17 protein-coding genes are annotated in these 20,987 nt (G+C 36.7%); 9 read left to right on the forward strand and 8 right to left on the reverse strand.

The features are described 5' to 3' along the window. The first annotated feature begins 29 nt into the window (after nucleotides 1-29). Together EHQ31_RS03120 and EHQ31_RS03125 are read left to right on the forward strand one after the other, a co-directional pair. Entirely contained in the window at nucleotides 30-2,141 is a 2,112-nt protein-coding gene (locus EHQ31_RS03120) for an EAL domain-containing protein (RefSeq protein ID WP_135569498.1), read from the forward strand. Continuing rightward, complete coding sequence (locus EHQ31_RS03125) at nucleotides 2,138-2,914, forward strand: M48 family metallopeptidase (RefSeq protein ID WP_135569499.1); 777 nt, start codon at nucleotides 2,138-2,140, stop codon at nucleotides 2,912-2,914. Before EHQ31_RS03120 ends, EHQ31_RS03125 begins: the two co-directional genes overlap by 4 nt. A gap of 8 nt (nucleotides 2,915-2,922) precedes the next feature. Here the strand turns inward: EHQ31_RS03125 and EHQ31_RS03130 are convergent, their stop codons facing one another. Next, nucleotides 2,923-3,468, reverse strand: a complete 546-nt coding sequence (locus EHQ31_RS03130; protein WP_135569501.1) for an MORN repeat-containing protein — start codon at nucleotides 3,466-3,468, stop codon at nucleotides 2,923-2,925. Between the two features lie 47 nt (nucleotides 3,469-3,515). Further along, nucleotides 3,516-5,510 carry an ATP-dependent helicase gene (locus tag EHQ31_RS03135; protein WP_135569503.1) on the reverse strand — a complete coding sequence of 665 codons (1,995 nt, stop codon included), beginning with the start codon at nucleotides 5,508-5,510 and terminating at the stop codon, nucleotides 3,516-3,518. A 79-nt stretch (nucleotides 5,511-5,589) separates the two neighbouring features. Here EHQ31_RS03135 and EHQ31_RS03140 point away from each other — a divergent pair, with 79 nt between their 5' ends. Next, a complete protein-coding gene (locus EHQ31_RS03140; protein ID WP_135569505.1) occupies nucleotides 5,590-6,681 on the forward strand; it encodes a response regulator in 1,092 nt (363 codons plus the stop codon). A 6-nt stretch (nucleotides 6,682-6,687) separates the two neighbouring features. On the opposite strand, the gene EHQ31_RS03145 is transcribed toward EHQ31_RS03140, so the two are convergent. Further along, on the reverse strand, nucleotides 6,688-7,038 hold the full coding sequence (locus EHQ31_RS03145) for a hypothetical protein (RefSeq protein ID WP_135569507.1): 351 nt from the start codon (nucleotides 7,036-7,038) through the stop codon (nucleotides 6,688-6,690). Between the two features lie 224 nt (nucleotides 7,039-7,262). Here EHQ31_RS03145 and EHQ31_RS03150 point away from each other — a divergent pair, with 224 nt between their 5' ends. From EHQ31_RS03150 to EHQ31_RS03175, 6 genes are read left to right on the forward strand one after another with little or no spacing between them, the layout of a single operon-like run. Next, the gene (locus EHQ31_RS03150; protein WP_135570925.1) at nucleotides 7,263-10,169 is read left to right on the forward strand and encodes an LPS-assembly protein LptD; all 2,907 of its coding nucleotides are present in this window, start codon (nucleotides 7,263-7,265) and stop codon (nucleotides 10,167-10,169) included. An 11-nt stretch (nucleotides 10,170-10,180) separates the two neighbouring features. After that, on the forward strand, nucleotides 10,181-11,581 hold the full coding sequence (locus tag EHQ31_RS03155) for an undecaprenyl-phosphate glucose phosphotransferase (protein ID WP_135569510.1): 1,401 nt from the start codon (nucleotides 10,181-10,183) through the stop codon (nucleotides 11,579-11,581). Nucleotides 11,582-11,590: 9 nt separating this feature from the next. After that, on the forward strand, nucleotides 11,591-11,875 hold the full coding sequence (gatC, locus tag EHQ31_RS03160) for an Asp-tRNA(Asn)/Glu-tRNA(Gln) amidotransferase subunit GatC (RefSeq protein WP_135569512.1): 285 nt from the start codon (nucleotides 11,591-11,593) through the stop codon (nucleotides 11,873-11,875). Further along, nucleotides 11,872-13,338, forward strand: a complete 1,467-nt coding sequence (gene gatA / locus EHQ31_RS03165; RefSeq protein ID WP_135569514.1) for an Asp-tRNA(Asn)/Glu-tRNA(Gln) amidotransferase subunit GatA — start codon at nucleotides 11,872-11,874, stop codon at nucleotides 13,336-13,338. Before gatC ends, gatA begins: the two co-directional genes overlap by 4 nt. Nucleotide 13,339: 1 nt before the next feature. Continuing rightward, the gene (gene hisF, locus EHQ31_RS03170) at nucleotides 13,340-14,107 is read left to right on the forward strand and encodes an imidazole glycerol phosphate synthase subunit HisF (RefSeq protein WP_135569516.1); all 768 of its coding nucleotides are present in this window, start codon (nucleotides 13,340-13,342) and stop codon (nucleotides 14,105-14,107) included. Next, on the forward strand, nucleotides 14,104-15,840 hold the full coding sequence (locus EHQ31_RS03175; protein WP_135569518.1) for a sodium:solute symporter family protein: 1,737 nt from the start codon (nucleotides 14,104-14,106) through the stop codon (nucleotides 15,838-15,840). Before hisF ends, EHQ31_RS03175 begins: the two co-directional genes overlap by 4 nt. A 9-nt stretch (nucleotides 15,841-15,849) precedes the next feature. Here the strand turns inward: EHQ31_RS03175 and EHQ31_RS03180 are convergent, their stop codons facing one another. The 5 genes from EHQ31_RS03180 to folD are packed head-to-tail and all read right to left on the reverse strand — an operon-like array spanning nucleotide 15,850 to nucleotide 20,976. Then, entirely contained in the window at nucleotides 15,850-16,953 is a 1,104-nt protein-coding gene (locus EHQ31_RS03180; protein ID WP_135569520.1) for a lipase family alpha/beta hydrolase, read from the reverse strand. Beyond that, on the reverse strand, nucleotides 16,940-17,713 hold the full coding sequence (gene rlmB / locus EHQ31_RS03185) for a 23S rRNA (guanosine(2251)-2'-O)-methyltransferase RlmB (protein ID WP_135569522.1): 774 nt from the start codon (nucleotides 17,711-17,713) through the stop codon (nucleotides 16,940-16,942). The genes EHQ31_RS03180 and rlmB overlap by 14 nt, the downstream gene beginning before the upstream one ends. After that, entirely contained in the window at nucleotides 17,695-19,152 is a 1,458-nt protein-coding gene (cysS, locus tag EHQ31_RS03190; RefSeq protein ID WP_135569524.1) for a cysteine--tRNA ligase, read from the reverse strand. Before cysS ends, rlmB begins: the two co-directional genes overlap by 19 nt. Next, complete coding sequence (locus EHQ31_RS03195; RefSeq protein ID WP_135569526.1) at nucleotides 19,149-20,117, reverse strand: acetylxylan esterase; 969 nt, start codon at nucleotides 20,115-20,117, stop codon at nucleotides 19,149-19,151. Before EHQ31_RS03195 ends, cysS begins: the two co-directional genes overlap by 4 nt. After that, nucleotides 20,101-20,976: a bifunctional methylenetetrahydrofolate dehydrogenase/methenyltetrahydrofolate cyclohydrolase FolD gene (gene folD / locus EHQ31_RS03200; RefSeq protein ID WP_135569528.1), complete on the reverse strand. Its 876-nt coding sequence runs from the start codon at nucleotides 20,974-20,976 to the stop codon at nucleotides 20,101-20,103. Before folD ends, EHQ31_RS03195 begins: the two co-directional genes overlap by 17 nt. Nucleotides 20,977-20,987: the final 11 nt, after the last annotated feature.

The raw sequence follows: 20,987 nt of genomic DNA on the forward strand, positions 1-20,987 counted from the left end.
TGCTGAGATAGCCAACTTCGGCAAACAAAATGGGCAGTCCAATCAGCGTTCTAATACTAGAAAACGATTCTAACAGTGTATTTGATTTAGTGAGGGAAATGAAGGCAAATGGCCTGAGTCCTCTTTACCGAGTGGTTGAGTCATACCCTTCCTGGGAAACTACCGTCCACGAAGAAGATTGGGATGCCATCATTTGCAGCACACGGGAACCGTTTCACTCAGAGATACCAATATACTTACAGTATCTTAACGATAAAAAAATTGACATCCCGGTCATACTGTTAAGTGACCCGGAAGATTTTGCAAAAAACTTGAGTTATATGAAATCGGGAGTCAATGACCTCATTGATCGCAAAAACCTACTTCGCCTAACGGAAGTTCTAGAAAGGGAAAGGAGAGAGCTGGTATACAGAAAAGAAAAAAATACAACAGAAATCTTTTTATACCAATCTTTAAAAGAAATCCAACTTCAGAAATTTGCATTGGACCAAGCAAATATTGTGTCCATTACAGATGCAAATGGCATCATCACTTACGTAAATGATGCCTTTACTAAAGCCACTGGATATACAACTTCTGAACTTATTGGTCAAAACCACCGAATCCTAAAATCAGCAGATAAAACCAAAGAAGATTGGGCAAAAATTTGGGAAACCATCCAAAGAGGAAAAGTTTGGCGCGGAGAAATTCGAAATTTAAAAAAAGACGGTGGTGACTATTGGGCAGATACAACGATTGTTCCTTTTACACGCCAAGATGGATCCATATTTCAATATATAGCAATTCATCATGACATTTCCGATAGAAAGCTTGCCGAACAACAGTTAACCCATGATGCATTCTATGATAATTTAACAGGACTTCCTAATAGAGCTTTGTTTCTTGCTCGCATTGAACAAAAAATTTTCGCCTACAATGCAAAAAACACAGGTTATCCAATTTTATTTTGTATCAATATAGATAACTTCAAAAGAATTAATCATTCACTTGGAAATGAAGCTGGAGATCAAATCTTAGTTATTTTTTCCGAACGACTAAAACAATTTTCTGACAACGATGCTATTATCACGAGACTAGGTGCAGATAATTTTTCGATTTTACTCACGCATCTTTTGGCCATTGATGAAGGTATTAGTTATGCCATGAGACTACTCGAAAGATTAGGAGATCCTATTCCACTTGGTGGATACGAAATATATTTAACTGCATCTTGCGGAATCTCAGCCTTTGGACTTGGTGGAAAGGATGCCGATGTACTTTTACGAAATGCAGAAATTGCTATGTTTCATGCCAAATCTCAAAAAGTAGGAACGGTATCTGTATTCAACCAAGCCATGCAGGAGAAAATCCATTTCCAATTAGAAATTCAAAATGATTTAAAAAAAGCCCTAACTCATAATGAAATCTTTGTTTTTTACCAACCTATTTTAGATTTAAAGGAGAATAGAATAGGACATTGGGAGGCGTTGGTTCGATGGCGACACCCCCAAAGAGGGATGGTTTCCCCAGCGGAATTTATCCCTCTGGCTGAAGATTCAGGTTTAATTGTTCCAATCACAAAATTTGTATTAGAACAAGCAGCAAATGTCATTGAAGAAGTGCAAATCAAACAAGGTCTACCCATCTCCATTGCGGTTAATTTAAGTCCTCAAGTGTTTTTTGATCAGAATATTTTTCATTGGATTGTGGATCTACACAATCGAAGAGGAATTCCATACACCTCTCTACAAGTGGAAATCACCGAAAGTTTAGCGATGAAAAATCTTTCCGAAACTGTTCCCATTCTTTCCAATCTCATTGATATTGGAGTTAAAGTTGCCTTGGATGATTTCGGAACGGGTTTCTCATCACTATCTTATTTAGAAAAACTACCGTTATCAATTGTCAAAATTGATAAATCTTTCCTCAGTAATGTGGAGGAAGGATCTAAAGAAAGTTTTTTATTAATTTCTATTATCAATATGGCACATGACCTTGGTTATTCGGTAGTAGCGGAAGGAGTGGAAGAGTTGGAACAATTAGAACTCCTCAGGTCCTATGAATGCGATAAAATACAAGGTTATTGGTTATCCAAACCCATTGGAAGCGAAGAAGTGATCCCTTTTATAAAACAATTCTATTCAAACCAGGAAAAAAAATGATTCGAAATTTAATTTTTCTTTTAGTAATTTCTTTTCTCTTTCACTGTAGCACATCCCCCACAGGAAGAAAACAAATCATCCTTGTAAAAGATGCAGAAATGAACGAAATGGGAATTTCAGCTTTTTCAGATATGAAATCAAAAACTCCAATTGATACGGGTCTTACAGCTAACCAATATGTCAATTGTATTGTTTCAGCAGAGTTGGCAGTTACTACAGATACAACAGGGGTAAATTCCTGGGAAGTTGTCGTATTTAGAGATAACACTCCCAACGCCTTTGCTTTGCCAGGTGGAAAAATTGGAGTTTACACGGGAATGTTTTCTGTAGCGAAAAACAAAGACCAACTAGCAGCCGTTATAGGACATGAAATTGGCCATGTAATAGCACGTCATGGTAACGAACGAATGTCTCAAAACCAATTAGCTGGCGGATCTGTAAAGATTTTAGAAAGCCTGGGAAAACCAACGGTTGCAGGAGCCTTGGGACTCGGTGCCAAATTTGGTGTTTTACTACCATTCTCCAGGGAACATGAATCAGAAGCTGATATCATCGGATTAGAACTTATGGCAAAATCAGGATTTGATCCTAGGCAAAGTGTTGAACTCTGGAAAAATATGAGTGCACTTGGTGGAAGTAAAACCAATGAATTACTGTCAACGCATCCTTCAGACGCCACTAGAATGAAAAATTTGAATGCAGCTATGCCAAATGCTTTGGTTTTATGGGAAAAGGCAAAGGCAGAAGGAAAACGTCCCAACTGCCAATTGTAACGTGAAACTTATTCGCAGAGAAGTTTTCTGCCAGCGATTTTACAATTTCTGGCTTTCCCGTCATCGGTGAGAACTCCTATTCCTTCCTGACCATCAGATGTAAAATCACCAGATACGGATTTACCATCTTTGAAACTATAAGTTCCTTTTCCGTTGATTTGTCCGTTTTGAAACTCTCCCACATACTTGTCCCCATTTTTGAAATTATATTCACCGGGACCTTGTTTTTTATCTTCTATGTAAGTACCATTAAATTTTTCACCGTCAGAGTAGAGGAAACTTCCTTGTCCTTCTCGTAGGTCATTTTTAAAAGATCCTGTGTAAATATCACCATTGTCATAAACATATTTACCAACTCCATTTACGCAGTTACCTTCGATACATCCAACTTTTTTCCCACCTTTTTCTGGATCTTCCAAATTTGCAGATCTTGAATTTGTTTTAGAATCTTGGCTTGAAGGATCAGAAACATCTTTTGTATCTTGCGAAGCACAAGTTATCAACAGCGCCAAAAGAAAAACTCCACAAACCAAATTATAAAATGATAATTTCATACATCCCCCAAAGATTAAACCCATATTAGAAGGTAATTTTATAGAAATCAATTCAAAAAGTATCTTTGGATGTCCTGAAATCTGTCGTTTTCTACACTAGCTTTTGGTTCTTCTATATGTTTCGCAGTTGTATCAGGAATAAGATTTTCCACCAAATTATCTAGGTTCGGTAAATCGGTCAAGAATCGGCTGATGGTGGTTAATCGGTTCTTATCAGAGAAAACAGGAGATGTTAAAAATAAACCATGTTTGGCACGAGTGATGGCAACATAAAATAACCGCCGTTCCTCTTCCAGTTCTTGGATTGTTCTCACCCTCGCATTTGGCAAACTACCTTCTACAACTTGCATAACGTAAACGTATTTCCACTCTAAGCCTTTGGCGGAATGGATTGTCGATAAGGTTAAATATTCATCTTCAATTGAATCTATCTGACTGGTGTCTTTTTTTTCTGTCGGATCAAGTGTTAAATTCGCAAGATATTCAGAAAGGTTAGGACTAGAATTTGTCAAAATCTTTAAAGATTCTAAATCTTGTTTTCTTTTATCAAAATCATCATACTCTTGCTCTAAAATAGGGAAGTAATACGATAACACATTTTCAACAATGACCTTACTTTTTTCGAAGTTATAAGATTGAGATTGTATAAGTTGCACCAAGTTTTGAAAAGAAGACTTGGCGCCGTCTGGGATACCTAAATAAAAGCCAGAAGACTGACTTATTTCCTCCCATACAAAATTATGATTTTCTAAATTTTTATAGAGAACGTGCGCATATTTTTTCCCAATGTTTTTTTCTAAAAGCAATACTCGGTTCCAGGAAAGAATATCTTTTGGATTATCAATGATACGAAGGTAGGCTATCAAATCCTTTACGTGAGCTAAATCTAAGAAACGTTTTCCTCCATACTTACGAAATGGAATTTGTTTAACACCTAACTTTACTTCCAAAAGGTTAGAAATATATCCTGCTCTAAATAATACTGCAATTTCTGACAGAGGAATGTTATTTTCATACATTTCTAAAATCTTTTCGGCAATCCACTCAGCTTCTTCATCCGCAGATTCTAATTTAATATGTTTTGGTTTTTCATGAAAATTCTTCCGATACGAAATCAAATTTTTTTTGTAGTTTTCCTTACTTTGGTTTAGAATGGCATTTGCCAAATCTAAAATGGGTTGGCCACTTCGGTAATTTTCTGTTAGATGGATCGTTTTTGTATTTGGAAATATTTTTGGAAAATCCAACATATTATTAACATTGGCGCCTCGAAACCCATAAATACATTGCGCATCATCTCCAACAACAATGATATTTTGGTGTTTACTTGCCAACAAACAAGCAATATGTGCTTGGATACGATTTGTATCTTGGTATTCGTCTACTAATATATATTTATATTGTGTTCCGACACGTTCACGGATCGATTCCTCTTCCATTAAAATTTTTCTAGTGAAATCTAATAAATCATCAAAATCTAATGAATTATGTTTGAGTTTTAGTTCTACAAATTTTGATTTTATTTCTTGAATTTCCTTTGTAATCCCAAGAAACATTGGATATTCTTTTTGAAGCACTTTTTCCAATGAAATTTGTAAGTTAAATCCCATAGAGAATATTTCAGCGAGGGTTTCTTTTTTTGGAAACCGGACTTTAGATTGTTTGGATACAACTTGGTCTCTCGCCATTCCCACAAGGCTTGTCGCATCATCTTCGTCTAAAATGGTGAAATTGGAATTGAGGGAAACAGCTAGGGAATATTTCCGTAGGAATTGGTGGCAAAAGGAATGAAAGGTCCCACCTTGGACAGACATCATCCTAGAATCTAGTTTTTTTGTAGCGCGGTTTAACATCTCTTTGGCAGCCCGCCTCGTGAAAGTTAAAAGTAGAAGCGAACTAGGATCAAATCCGTTCTGAACGAGAGATGCCAATTTATTGACAAGAGTGTTAGTTTTCCCAGTACCCGCTCCAGCAACCACAAGGATCGGGCCTTCTGGTGATAAAATCACTGACTTTTGAGCTTTGTTTAAATCCTCATCCACAATACAGAGATTTGTTGTATGGATTCTGTTGACAAACTCTAATTATTGTATTTGATAGATGAAACCGGTTTAAAATAATATGACAGCAATTGTGGGTACAGATAAAGAAACAGATGTTAAAAGAATCCTCGTAGTTGAGGATGAAAGAATCATTGCTATCAATATTTGTTCCACATTGAAACAATATGGATACAATGCCACATATGTTTCCGATGCCAATGATGCCATTGAACATATTGAAAACGAACACTTTGATTTAGTTCTCATGGATATTATGCTCAATGGTCCAATGGATGGGATTGAAATTGCTGCCATCATTAAAAAAACCAAAGAAATTCCCGTAATTTATCTGACTGCCTATTCGGACGAGGCAACTATCAACCGTGCGAAGGCAACTGAACCATTCGGTTACTTAATCAAACCATTTAACAGCCGTGATTTGTATATTTCTGTCGAAATGGCAATTTATAAATCGCAAGTGCAAAAACACATTCGTAATGTGGAAAGTAGGCTTGCGGAAAATCAAAAATGGGAAACCATTGCACTTGTTGCTTCTGGAATTTCTCACGAAATTAACAATCCACTCACTTCCATTATCAATTTAGCTGATTTAATATCCTTAGAAGCTAAAAAATTGGGAAATCCTTCCTTGGGAGAAAAAGCTTCAAAAATTGCCGAAGAATCAGAAAGAATCGCAAAAATTATTAAAAACCTGGTTTCTTATTCGCAATCCACTTCCTCACAATGGAACTATTCCAACTTAGGAACTATTTTAAACGATACTCGTTCTTTCCTTCATCAATATTTTTTGAAGGAAGGAATCCAATGCGAAATCGAATTGGGTGATGTCCCACTCGCTTATTGCCAACCGCAAAAAATCAAACAAGTCCTCCTCAATCTCATGCAAGATGCGAGAGTCAGGGTCAATACAAGGGAAGATACGATAGGTAGAAAAATTACCATCAGTTTAAAACAAATGGAAGAAGATGGTTCGAGCCACATTCTTGTTCAAATTAAAGACAACGGAGAAGAGGATTTAATGAAGGGAATTTCTCAAATGAATTCTTTGGAAGTGACAAAAAGTATTGTTACCGAACATAAAGGAAAAATGTACAGGGACGATGAATCGTCTTCCTGGTTTTTTACTCTTCCGATCATAAAACCATTATAACAATTGTTAGCGTTTTCCAATCACTAATGACTTTGCTAATTGCGGAGGTTCTTCTAACAATTTAAAGAATAATTCGATTCGACTGGAATGTAACATCCAGTTGTCTTCTAAAAACAATCCCGCCAAAAAAAAATTAAAATCCTTATAATATAAAAACGATGTTTGTGGATTTTTGGTGAAATCTAAAAGAATTGCTAGGGCTAGCCGATTAGCGCTCTCGTCAGGGCCAAATCCTTCCGTGGGTATTTGAATGGTCGGTTCAGGGACTACGAAACAATGCTCCGTGATTCCCTCGCGCACTTTGAGATTATACCGCAAAGTACCAGGAATACGTTCTCCAGAGTAGGTTTTTGCCATTGAAAACTCCCGGATGCCCAAGGATTGAGCCATTTGATTATGTCCATTACATGAATGGTCTTGCAACCTCTTTTTCCGGTAAAATACAAGATTCCCAAGGGAAATTCTGCCTGGTTTTCCATTGATTTTTTCGACAGGTGTAAAACTGTCGTTCTATACTTTCGAAGCCCACTGTGCAAAAATCCATTCGTTTTCTTATATTATTTTATGGTTTTCTCTTCGGAATGGAAATTCTGGCGCAGGACATCAATAGCCTAAAACTTATATTTCCAGACCAGTCTGGTGCCCCAAAAAACACCCAAGAAGAAGAAAGAAAACAAACTACAGCGCAAGTACAACGTGGTCTTGTCAGAAAATCTGTGGATTCCATGACAGACAGAGAAGTTGAGGACAACCTAAGAAATCTCGGACTCAATCCATCGGGAACAATCTATACTAAAAGAGAAAGATTGAGAGAAGCCCTCGTTCCTGAAGAAGAACAGGCGTTAACTCCAGAAGCACTCCTCGGTTCACAAACCAAAAAAGGTCCGCCCATCCAAATCCAAAACGCAGCAGAAGGACAACTTTTAAACATCGATAAAACAAAAGGTGGTGTTCTTGTGCTTCGCGGCAAGGTTCGATTAAAAATTCGTTCCGGAGAACTGGTTGCGGACTCTGTGTCCATCGATGCCAGCCGCCAAGAGATCTATGCAGAAGGTGGAGTGGAATACAAAGACGGAACGGCCAAAGTAAATGGCGACCGTATGATTTATGACTTAAAAATCAACCAAGGTGTTGTTTATAATTCTAAATTAAGTATGTTTCCCTCTTACTTCATTGGACAAAAAATCAAACGTTTGGATGAAAAACGTTATCTCTTGGAGATGGGATACTTTACTGCTTGTAATGCGGAACTTCCACACGAGTCTTTCCAAGCCAAAAAAATTATAATACACGATGATAAGTCCGTTGTTGCCTACCGAGTTTCATATAAGGTTGGGGGAACAACTATGTTTTGGCTTCCCGTTTTATACAATTCCGAATCAGGAAACGGAGTCACAACGCAAGTTGGAAAAAATAACACTCAAGGTTGGTTCTGGCAAAACTCATACCAATGGTCTGATTCCTATCCAAATAGTATTTTCCTAGCTAACGGATATAAGTTTCGTTTTGACATGTATGAAAAAACAGGACAAGCCGCACAGTTAGAAATGTGGAAAGTTTCACCTATTTTAAATTACAATATCAATCTCGGTTATGCAAATTATAAAAATAATACCATCACTCCAGTATATGAGGACAGATTTCAAAATAATGGTATAGGTAACGTTGCCGTCACAAATAACGTAGACCGCGGAGAAATGTTTCCGAACACTGGATTACCATATCGTAATACAGGCGTTAACTATGACCCTTGGTGGAAAACAGACTTGCGATTAAACGCTAAGTTTAACGACTTTTCACGCGATTACACAAGAAACGTTCAAGTACAATACGAAAACTACAGCAATCGTCAATTTGACTATGAATTTGGAAACAGGTATCAACCTTCCAACTCTCTCCAATCTTTATATTCCTATAGGGATGTTCGTTTTGGTCTTATCCGAAACTTATTAAATTGGAACTTAAATTACACGGAAAACCGTGGAGATTTGAGTGTTGGAATTGCAATGAGTAGAACTCTCGTTTATCAAATTCAAGCCAACCAATATTTTGCTGCGCAAGACACTCTGCCTGCTGTGACGATCAGAAATTCTAGTAATATAGGTTTGGTTCCTGGAACGAGTAGTCCAATTTATTGGGATTTGTTCTTTCAAACCAATATCAATAGAATTTATGGGTCTCCACAACAAAGAACGAACCCAACCACTGGTGTTGTAGATCCGAGAAGTCAATACAATGACTTTGTTTTACGTTCTCAGACAAACGTAATTGGTGAAACTGGACTTCGGTCTCCCATTTCAATGGGTGCTTATATTTCGTTCACACCTTCAGTTTATATGGGTGCTACCAAACAAACAGTGGAATTCCCTGGATCCGGAAATGATTTAAATAGCCCCGACCGCGATATTAACAAAGCATATGCGACACTCTTAAAACAACAGTCTTACCAATATGTTAGGCAGTCACATACGGTTCGCATGGGTATTCCTGAAATTTTCTTATCGACTACTTACCGTCGTTTGGATGCGGATAAAGCAGAAGCAAAGGACCCGATCCTTGGAAATTTACGTCAACATGAAGCAGAAGTATCATTAGAAAGTTATGCACTCAATGATTGGGATGTTTCTGTTAGAACCATAAGAGATTTACGTCAATTTTCAAGTTCCTATAATCCAGGTCTGACCAATATGCAACGTTGGTATTATACTGTAGTAAGAGTAGGTGGATTTTTTGATTTTGTAGATGGATTTACAACCCGAAGGCCCAGTCTTTTAGAAAGAAAAAGAAATTTTTATTCAGGTATATTTATCAATAATGATTATGTACACCACACTCCTCAAAACAGGTCTTTATCAAATAACCTTACACTTTCCTATAAAATGGGAGGATTTTCTTGGCCAATCATTCGTGCTTTTAGAAGTTTAGAAATTGGATCAACATGGTATCATGTTTATAAAGATACCTATTTAGATAGTTACAGATTTTTCTTTAAAACTGATGTAAAAGTTACAAGATATTCAGGAGTAGAACTAGAACTTGATTCTCGTGTAACAGAACCTTGGCGACTTACAGCTTTAGCTCAAGGTCAGTTTTATGCAATGAATACTAGTCCCGAATTGTATACATCGCAAACAGGAACCAATTACGACCAAACAACAATTTGGGAAGATTTAGCATCGGGCACAGGTGCTAAAGGCCAAAACGAAAGGCAAAAAACAGTATTTAATATAAATCGTTTTATGATGACCTTAAAACTAGACCTTCACAATTGGGAATACCGTTTGGGTTATAGTATGAATTTGCGGGCACTTCCCGGAGGTCTAACAATGAACAACCAGTTAACTTTTTACGACCAATCCGTATACTTTTCTGTTAACTTAACTAATTTCAGTTTTGGAGATTCCGCATCTGCTCAAGCAACAAGAGTCAGATTGTATAGGTTTAGGAAACGTCCACTTGATGGAACCTCAACAGACTTAACCGATTAAGAGAATTATAAATGTTAAAAGAAAGAAGCCAATCCTTCAAACTCCTATTCCTTGTAACAGACTTCTTTATAGCTCTAACAAGTTTTGTTTGTGCTTATATATTTCGTTATTATTTTTTACCAGACTCTGCATTTCAAATTCAGACAATTGATCCGATCAATTATATAATTCTTGGAATCGTACTTGGTTTTTCACAAGTAATATCATTTTTATCAATCGATTTATATCATCCAAGAAGAGGATTATCTTTTTCCGATGAATTGTTTGCGATTATCACTGGAGTAATTTTAAACCTCCTTGTGGTATTATCTCTTTTGTTTTTCTTTCGCGGTGAAAGTTTTTCAAGATTGGTCATCGGTTACTTTGCTATCTGCACAGTCATCCTTACTTCGTTTTCACATTATATTTTAAGATCCTTTATGCAATACTTACGAAGCAGAGGTTTCAATTTAAAATCTGTTTTAGTAATAGGTACAGGAAAATCGGCGATTAATTTTTCAGAAACAATTCAGAAACATTCTATTTATGGTTATACAGTAAAAGGTTTTGTAGCTGGGAAAAAAAACCTTTCTCCAAAAAAGCTTAAAACTGTCACAAACACAGTAAACCTAGAATCTTTTGTTAAAGATAATAATTTAGATTTAATTGTTTATGCATTATCACATGAAGAAGGGGATTCGCTAAAAGAAGTCATTGATATTGCTGACTTTTATGGTATCGACCTAAAAGTCATTCCTAGTTACGAAGAAATTGTCACAGCCAAAGGAAGAGTCGAAGTTTTAGATGGAATCCCTATCATCTCCATTAGGAATATTCCGTTAAGGCTCGGATATAACTTGGTTTTAAAAAGAATTTTTGATATTCTATTCTCCTTATTTTTTATTATTTTATTTAGCCCATTTTATCTAATCATTGCGTTACTTGTAAAGTTCACAAGCAGAGGCCCAATTTTTTACAAACAAGAAAGAGTGGGACTTGATAATAAAGTTTTTGGAATGCTCAAATTCAGATCCATGATTGTACAAACCAAAGAAAAATCGGATACACTTTGGACAGTTAAAGACGACCCTCGGGTCACAGTCGTTGGTTCTGTTTTACGAAAACTTTCTTTGGATGAAACTCCTCAGTTTTTTAATGTTTTATTAGGCGATATGTCAGTTGTAGGTCCAAGGCCAGAACGACCCTTTTATGTAGAAAAATTTAGAAATGAACACCAACAGTATATGAGACGTCATGCTGCAAAAGCAGGGATTACAGGTTGGGCTCAAGTACAAGGATTTCGCGGCGATACTTCAATAGAAAAACGTATCGAAGCAGATATCTTTTATATTGAGAACTGGTCATTACTTCTCGATATAAAAATAATATTATTAACACCACTAAAAGCAATCATTGATAGGAACGCATACTGAGGAAACATTATGGATGAACAAGAATTAAAAAACATTGCCAACTTGGCAAAACTTAACATTGACGATGCGGAAGTTTCCTCAATGTTAAATGACTTTTCTCGGATTGTACAATATGTAGATGAAATCAAAAACCTAGATACTTCCGCTGTAGGTGATGATGAAATCTATGAACAAATTTTTTATGAATTACGAAAGGATTTTGCTGAAAATGGCTTAAAGAGAGATGATTTAGCAAAAATTGCCCCATCTTATGAAAATGGATACATTGTAGTTCCAAAGGTAATTGAAACATGAAAGATTTAATTTATTTAACTTATTCCGAAATTAAAACAAAACTAAACGATGGCTCTTTAAAGTCAAAAGACTTGGTTTCTGCTTACATCAGTCGAATTGAAGTTACTGATTCAAAAGTAAAAGCCTTCCTCGAATTTAATAAAGAAAATATCTTAAAACAAGCTGAGGAAAGTGACAATAGAAGAAAATCGGGAAAGTTACTTTCTGAATTTGATGGAATTCCTATTGGAATCAAAGATAATATCTGTATTACAGGTGAGATCACATCTTGTTCTTCAAAAATCCTAGAAAACTTTCGCTCTCCCTATGATGCCACAGTCATTCAAAAACTAAAAGCAAAGGGTTTTGTTTTGTTTCCACGTCTCAATATGGATGAATTCGCGATGGGTTCTTCCACAGAAAATAGTGCCTTTCAAACTACAAGAAATCCATTTGATACCAATCGCATCCCGGGTGGATCTAGCGGAGGTTCGGCGGCGGCTGTGGCTGCTTCCATGTTACCAGTGTCTCTTGGTTCCGATACAGGTGGATCGATTAGACAGCCGGCTGCCCTTTGCGGAATTTGGGGGTTAAAACCTACCTATGGCAGAGTTTCTAGATACGGACTGATCGCTTATGCATCGAGCCTTGACCAAATTGGTCCTTTTTCGAATGATTTACAAGGAATCGCAGACCTTATGGAAATTCTCTCAGGTCTCGACCACAAAGATCAAACAACTGCTAAGGTAAACTCTTTCGAAGCCAACACTGTTTCCTCCATAGATTGGAAAGGCAAACGAATTGGTGTGATGAAGTCAGAAGAGTTTAGTTTCTCACCAGAAGTAAACAAACGTTATGCGGAGATATTAAAAGATATAGAAACAAAGGGGGCGACTCTCGTTCCTCTCGATTTTTCGCTTTTAAAATTTGCAATTCCTGTTTATTATTTAATCGCAACAGCAGAATGTTCCTCAAATTTAAGCCGATTTGATGGGATCCGTTATGGACTACGTAAGGAAGGGGCAGGTAAATTAGAAGATTTATACTCAGAATCTAGAACCCAAGGTTTTGGTGCTGAAGTCAAACGTCGTATTTTACTTGGTACTTTTTCACTGAGTTCTGGTTATTACGATGCATATTATGGCAAAGCTCAAAAAGCAAGGGTTCTTATTCGTAAACAATATGCGGAGTTTTTTAAATCTGTAGATATTATTTTTCAACCAACCTCGCCTACAACTGCATTTAAGGTTGGAGAAAAAACCAAAGATCCAATTCAAATGTATCAAGCAGATATTCTAACTACTTCTGTCAACTTAGCGGGAGTTCCAGCGATTAGTTGTCCTGCAGGCCTTGATTCCAATGGCCTTCCTATTGGATTACAAATTACATCACACCATTTTGATGAATCAAAACTATTGAGTTTCGCTAAATCAGTATCGGAACTAGAAATGTGTAAGTTGGCACTTCCTACAGAGATCACCTAACATGGATGAGCTAACCAAAAGAGTCATTCCTTGTCTGGATATCAAAGGGGGAAGGGTTGTAAAAGGTATACAATTTGTAAATCTTGTTGATGCCGGTGATCCAGTATCCTGTGCAGTTGCTTACGAAGAAAACAAAGCTGATGAACTTTGTTTTTTGGATATTACTGCTTCCTCTGACAAACGCGACATTCTCCTACACTTAGTAGAACAAGTGGCGAATAGACTTTTTATTCCTTTCACTGTCGGTGGAGGGATTCGAACCATTGATGATGTAAAAGCGGTTTTAAATAAGGGAGCCGACAAAGTTTCTATCAATACAAGTGCTTTTCAGAATCCAAAACTACTCAAGGATTCCAGTGAAATTTATGGATCTCAATGTATTGTCTGCGCCATCGATGTAAAATTTCATCCTGAACGTAAACGTTACGAAGTGTATCTCAATGGAGGTCGACTTGAAACAGGTAGGGAAGCACTGGATTGGGGAAGGGAAGCCTTTGAAATGGGAGCAGGAGAAATTCTTCTTACTTCAATGGATAAAGATGGAACCAAAGATGGATTTGATATCACTCTTATGAAATCTTTCACCTCCAATCTTTCCATCCCAATTATTGCCTCTGGTGGAGCTGGAAATCCTGAACATATGGCTGAGGTCATCCTTAGAGGTGGAGCCGATGCCGTTCTTGCCGCATCAATTTTTCACTTTGGTGAATTTTCAATACAAGAAACGAAACAAACAATGAAAGAGATGGGAATCAAAGTGAGATTATGATTCCTTTCCATTTTCTAGATTTTATTTTTTTTCTTTTTCCATTCTTTGTAATCGTCTTCCTTTTATTTCGTTTTCGCTCCAAACAAAGTTCAACTAAAGAATACTTCCAGGCAGAAGGTAGTTTGTCTTGGTTTGTGGCAGGCACAGCAATGGTTGCAACAACTTTTGCCGCGGACACACCACTTGCTGTAACAGAAATTATACGAAGCCAAGGAATCGCAGGAAATTGGATTTGGTGGTATATGGCAGTGGGTGGATTTGTTACTGTCTTTTTCTTTTCAAAATTATGGAAAAGGTCTGGTGCATCTACTGATTTAGAACTTATAAGACTTCGATATAGCGGCAAGGAAGCTGAATTTTTAAGAGGATTCAAAGCCTTTGTGATTGGTTTTTTACTCAATCTGGTGATTCTCGGTTGGGTCAATTTAGCCATGTTAAAAATCATTCCAGTATTTTTTCCCAATGTAACTGGCTCTCACATTCTTATTTACTTACTGCTATTTGGTGTTTTTTATACCTCAATCGCTGGACTTCGCGGGATATCCTATATTGATGTTTTCCAATTTTTTTTAGCATGGATTGGATGTATACTTTTTGCGTATTTCGCAATAAACTTACCCTCCGTCGGTGGATTAGAAGGTTTAAAACAAAAACTTAATGCAGACAAAATTTTATTTTTTCCGAATGGATCTTCAGGAACTCTTCCTTGGGATCATTTTTTAATACTCCTAACAGTCCTTTGGTGGTCCAGTTGGTATCCAGGTTCGGAACCTGGAGGAGGGGGGTACATTGCCCAAAGAATCCTTGCCACAAAAAATGAAAATGCTGCACTAAAGGGTTCTCTTTGGTTTGTAGTAGCTCATTATTTTGTAAGACCTTGGCCCTGGATATTAGTGGCTCTTGTTTCCATTGTACTTTATCCTAATCTTTCTGAAATCGAAAGTGGAAAAGGTTTTCTGATGGTTTTACAAGAGGGAATGCCAAGTGGAATGATGGGACTTATGCTAAGTGCTTTTCTTGCTGCCTATTTATCAACACTGGCAACACATTTGAATTGGGGAGCATCTTATCTGGTCAATGACCTTATAAAACCAATAACAAAAGTTGATAAACCTGATTCTTATTATCTTAAAATATCTTATGGAATACAAATCTTAACAGCCGTTTGTTCCTTTTTACTTGCTGTTTATGGAATGGAAACGATCAAAGGGGCCTGGGTATTTTTGTTAGAAGCCTCTTCTGGAATAGGTTTTATCTTAATTGCACGTTGGTTTTTTTGGCGTATTTCTGCATGGACAGAAATATTGGCCTTTATTCTTTCCCCTATTTTGTACTTAGTTTTTTCAGTTTACTTAAAGACAATTTTTCCCTATTCTATTTTCTATACTGCCCTCACTTCTAGCACCATTCTAATACTATCTACCTATGTTTTACCCACAACGAATCGAGATGTTTTGATTCGGTTCTATGAAACAACAAAACCTCCATATTACTTCTGGAAAGGTATATTTCAAAATGATAACGAACCAAAACAAATCATATATCCCAATCGGCTGATTGTTTCTTTTTTGGGGACAGTGTCAGGTCTTAGTTTTGTGTTCGGCGGTTTATATTCGATCCAATGTTTATTATGGAAAGAAGGAGAAATTTTAATTGGCTTTCCTTTGTTTCTTTTTGGATTATTGGGATTGTATTTTTCAATCCAATCGTTACAGGAAAAAACTACAGAATAATTTTGGTGGTTAATAAGGAGAATTTCTAATTTCGGAAATCACCAACATAAAAAGGTTCTGGCTTTTCGAATCATCAACGTTTTTAGTTTGGAAGGCCATCATCGAATGGTCGCAGTCTGCTACATTGATTTGTTTATAAGATAAATTCCCAAGCCTTGCACTATTAATCGGAACAATTCCATCAGAATCTGTAAAACCAGCATTACTGAGTATATTACAGCCTGCGTTGTAATATACAGTTTCCCCGTCATCGCAACCACTCATCACACCGGCAAAACTCACGAACCTTCCATTTAGACCCGAACTTGAATAAGATTGATTCAGTGCATCAAGAACTTGGTTGGCTGCACCAGACAAAGTTGGTTGTCCTTGCCCTTGATTTGTATAACTGAGCTCTGAACCACCTTGCGTTCCAACAAGATAACTACCTAACTCATTTAAAAATGGATTACTATTTAAAAAACTGGGGGTAGCAAACGGAGAGCCGAACTGGGGACTTGCTAGTGTGACTACCAAACGAACAAAAGGTAGAAAACCATTTTCTGGGGCTAAGGCAACGCGAGTCACAAGGCCACCCATTGAATGTGCCACAATATAAACTTGGTCTGAATCCGAAAACTGGGAACGGAGTGTACTGTGAAACTGCCTACCATTCACTAAAATGCTATTGGAAGTCCGATAGGTATAAAGATAAAGGTCATACTCACTTTTGGCAGATTCCCTTCCTTCTTGGAAATGGATCATTCCATTAGAAAAAGTATTTTTTATATTCTGGATTTTTTTCTCATCATTCGTTACAGGATCTGAATCCCTTTCTGCAGGATTCCAACCATGTATGAATACGATTTTTTTTTTGCCTGTTTTTGTGAAAATATCTGAAGTTACAAATTGTGAATCTGATAAGTTCCTAGAAAATCCAGGTACAAATCCAAAAAGTTTTTGGTTTGGATTTGGCATAAGTCCAAGCAGAGCAAGAAGTAATAACTCGTAGTTTTTCTTCTTTTCGGAAGCAAATTCCTTACGATAAAAATCATAAATACAAGATTGGAATACAAACATTCCAATGAGGAAAAATACAAAAGCTGATAGAGTTTTTCGCCTAACGCGAAACATTTTGAACCCTGTCCAAAGTGATTCCACATGCTACAACAACGTTTAAAGAAGTAACAGATCCAAATAACGGAATTCTTGCTACATAATCAGCTTCTTCTAAAAGCAAACGTTTCACACCTTCGCCTTCATTTCCCATAATCACTGCCATCTGTGAGGCATCTGGCAAAGTTTCCCAAATGGATTCTTCTCCTTCTTCATCTGTTGCAAGAATCCAATATTCGTTTTTTTTCAAAAACTCCATTCCATGCATCAAATTGGCGACACGATAGATTTGTAAATGATGGACGGCACCCGCCGATACTTTTTCCACAACAGGAGTAATAGGGGATGTATCACGATCTGACATTAACACATGTTTTACGCCCATACATTCAGCAGTTCGTAAAATATTCCCCAAATTACCTGGATCTTGAATCCGATCTAAAATCAATATCGGACCCGCACCTGCCTCAACGTTCTGTTTAAAATGTTCAAACCCAAGTGAAGAAAAAGCCTTTTGTTTGGTTCGTATAATCACATATCCTTGGTGATTTTTATCAGAGGCAATTCGATCTAGTTCACGAGTGGAAGTTGTTGTAAATTTGACAGAATTTGGAATATAACCACGAATTCTTTGTTTTTCTTCATTTCCTAATGAATCTTTGATAATGACTTCGCGAATGGTTTTAATTCCCCGTTCTGGTGCCATTTGATCCAAAGATTCTAAAAACTCAAAAAAATTACGTTTACCGAAAAGTATTTCTACGGGGCTTTTTTCCATGTGGTCTTTCCTTCTTTTGTATCAGCGAGAAGGATTCCTTTTTCTTCCAACTCTTTACGAATTCTATCGGCAGTAGAAAAATCTTTGTTTTGTTTTGCAGTTTTTCGAAGTTCAATTTGTTCCAGAATCCATTCTTCGGATATTCCCTCTAAGGATTGAACTTGTTTTTCAAACTGAAATACTGCAAAAAGTTCATTCATTGTATAAAACAATTGAACTGTCTCATTTAAATACTTTGTATCAACGTTAGAACCATGTGAATCCAAATATTGGTTCACAATTCGTACTAATTCAAATACAGAAGCAAGGGCTTTTGGAACATTTAAATCATCTGCCAATGAATTCATAAATTCCGAATTAATATTTTGTAAATCTAAAGCAGTATAATGGAACTCTTCATAATGTTTTGGAACTAATTCCCATAGATTTCCCACTTCTAAAACACGATAAATCGTATTTTGAATTCTATCCATTGCTATCTTTGATTCTTCTAGTTTGTTTAGTGAAAAATTCAACTTACTTCTGTAATGTGCAGAAATCAAATGGTAACGAATTGAATTTGGGTCGTATCCTTTTTCTAAAATATCACGTAAGGTGTAAAAATTTCCCTTACTTTTTGACATTTTCTCGCCATCAACTAATAGATGTTCGCAGTGCAGCCATGTTCCTACAAATTCTTCATTGGGATATGCTCCAATACTTTGAGCTGCTTCATTTTCATGATGGGGGAAAAGTAGGTCAATGCCACCCGTATGAATGTCTACACCAGAACCATAAACCTTTCGAATCATCGCCGAACACTCTAAATGCCAACCAGGTCTTCCATTTCCGATCCGAGTATGCCAACACTTTTCTTCTTCACTCTTTTGATTTTTCCAAAGAACAAAATCTCTTACATCATCTTTTTCGTATTCATCGGCATCATATCGAACACCTGCCTTCATTCCGGAAACATCAATTTTAGAAAGTTCACCATACCTACTAAATTTCTGAATTGAAAAATACAAGTTACCATCTTTTTCATAGACAAGTCCATTGGAACTTAATGTTTCCACAAGACCCACCATAGCATCAATGGATTCAGTAGCTTTCGGGTAATGTTCTAATTTTTGCACATGTAGGGTTTCTAAATCTTTAAAGAAGGCTTCAGTCCAAGGTTTAGTAAATTCTTCTACACTGATTTTTCTTTTAATTGATTCATTGATAATTTTGTCATCAATGTCAGTGATATTCATAGATTGGTTGAGTTTATACCCACCGAGTAGAAGTGAACGACGAAGAATATCTACAAACAAAAAGGAACGAATATTTCCAATATGGGCAAAATTATATACAGTTGGTCCACAGGAATAAATACTCACATGTTGAGGATCCTTGGGCAAAAATGGTTCTTTTTTTCCCGATTTAGAATTCTGGAATACAAAGGGAATGAATTTCATAAGGCAAAAATTTCTTTCACAAATTCCAAGTTGGCTTGGGGTTGTTTGTCTTTTCCTGCTTCATTTCCTTCAGTGGGATACAATTGCATACGTTTATCACAATTCATATGATTGAACAATGCAAATGTTGATTTAGGATGTGAGATCACATCTTCCATCCCGCATGAAAAGAGTGCCGGAATTTTAATTTTTTTTGCAAAGTTTAGTGCATCAAAATATGCTAATTCTTTTTTATAGTCAATTTTTTTAGTGGCTCTTTTTTCTAAAAAAGGAGTAAGCTCTCTCACCCAAGGATTTCCTTTTAATGAAATCTGGTCTTTGTCTATATAACAAAAGGAAGGTGTTTCTAAAATGAGTCCCTTGATTCTATCCGAATAAGCGGCTCCAAAAACTGACAAAGCCGAACCTATGGACTTACCATGTAAGATAATTTGATCTCCATCAATTCCATCAGTTAAACGTAAAAATTCAATGGTTCGTATCACATCTAAATAAAGTTTACGCATGTAAAATTCTTCTTTTTGGTCCAAACCATGTGCAAAGTAATTAGGAGTCCAACCTATTGGTGCTTTTCCAGTAACTGGATCAATCGGAGCATGAATCATTTCTTCGCCATGACCTCGTAAGGTGAGGTGAAGTTGGGCAACTCCCAAATCTGAATATCCTTTTTGGATTTCTTCGGGAAGAGCCAAATAATCATGAAAATAAACTACAACAGGTCGATTTCCCCTTTTTCGAGGAATAGCCAATTTACCATGTAATACATGATTGCCGATACCTTGAAAACTCACATCATTTAGTGATTCCCAAATAAACGAACCTTTCAATACAGTTTTATAACTCGCATTAATCGGAACTTTTTTTAACTCAGAAATCCCCACTTTCCAAAAACTATCTAAATCCGAAGGAGGATCTAGTTTCGGAACTGTTTGGAAACATTCATCAAAACTAACGGTTTGAGGCATGGGAATCCAACTTAGGTGAAAACTGGTTTAAAAAACTATACATAGTTTGTAAGAGAAGAACTGATATTGTCATTGGACCCACACCACCAGGAACAGGTGTATAATAAGAGGCTATATCTTTGGCTTTGGAGATTTCAATATCGCCTACATTTCCAACATTATAACCAGCATCTAAAACCACAGCCCCATCCTTAATCCAATTTGCTTTTATGAACTCAGGTTTTCCAACAGCGCCTACCACTATGTCCGCTTGTTTCACAAGCTCTGGTAGGTTTTTAGTTTTAGAATGACACAATGTAACAGTAGCATTTAAATTTGTGAGCATGATTGCCATTGGTTTTCCAAGAATTGGCGATCTACCAACAACAACTGCATGTTTACCTGTGACATCAATTCCATATTCCTGAAGAAGTAATACCATTCCGTACGGAGTGCACGGATAATATGCTTCACTATTCATAGATAGTTTTCCAAAGGAAATGGTAGTCACACCATCTACATCTTTTTCTAGTGCGATTTCATCAAAACACAAACGCTCATCAATTTGGTGAGGAACTGGATGTTGTAAAAGAATTCCATTGACCGAATTATCTGCGTTCAATTTTCTTATTTCAGCTAACAACTCTTCAGTGGTTGTTTCTTCTTTCATCCGAACATATCGTGAACCCATTCCCACTTTTTCACATGCCTTCACCTTCATGTTCACATAAGTTTCTGATGCAGGGTTATCCCCAACAAGGATGGTAGCAAGAGTGGGGACTCCCTTACCTTCGGATTTAGCTTTTGCTAGTGTTTCTGTGATTCGATTTCGAATTTTTTCGGAAATCGCTTTACCGTCTAATAGGATGCTAGATTTCATTCTGTAAGTTC

This window comes from Leptospira montravelensis (genome assembly GCF_004770045.1).
Classification (GTDB): domain Bacteria; phylum Spirochaetota; class Leptospiria; order Leptospirales; family Leptospiraceae; genus Leptospira_A; species Leptospira_A montravelensis.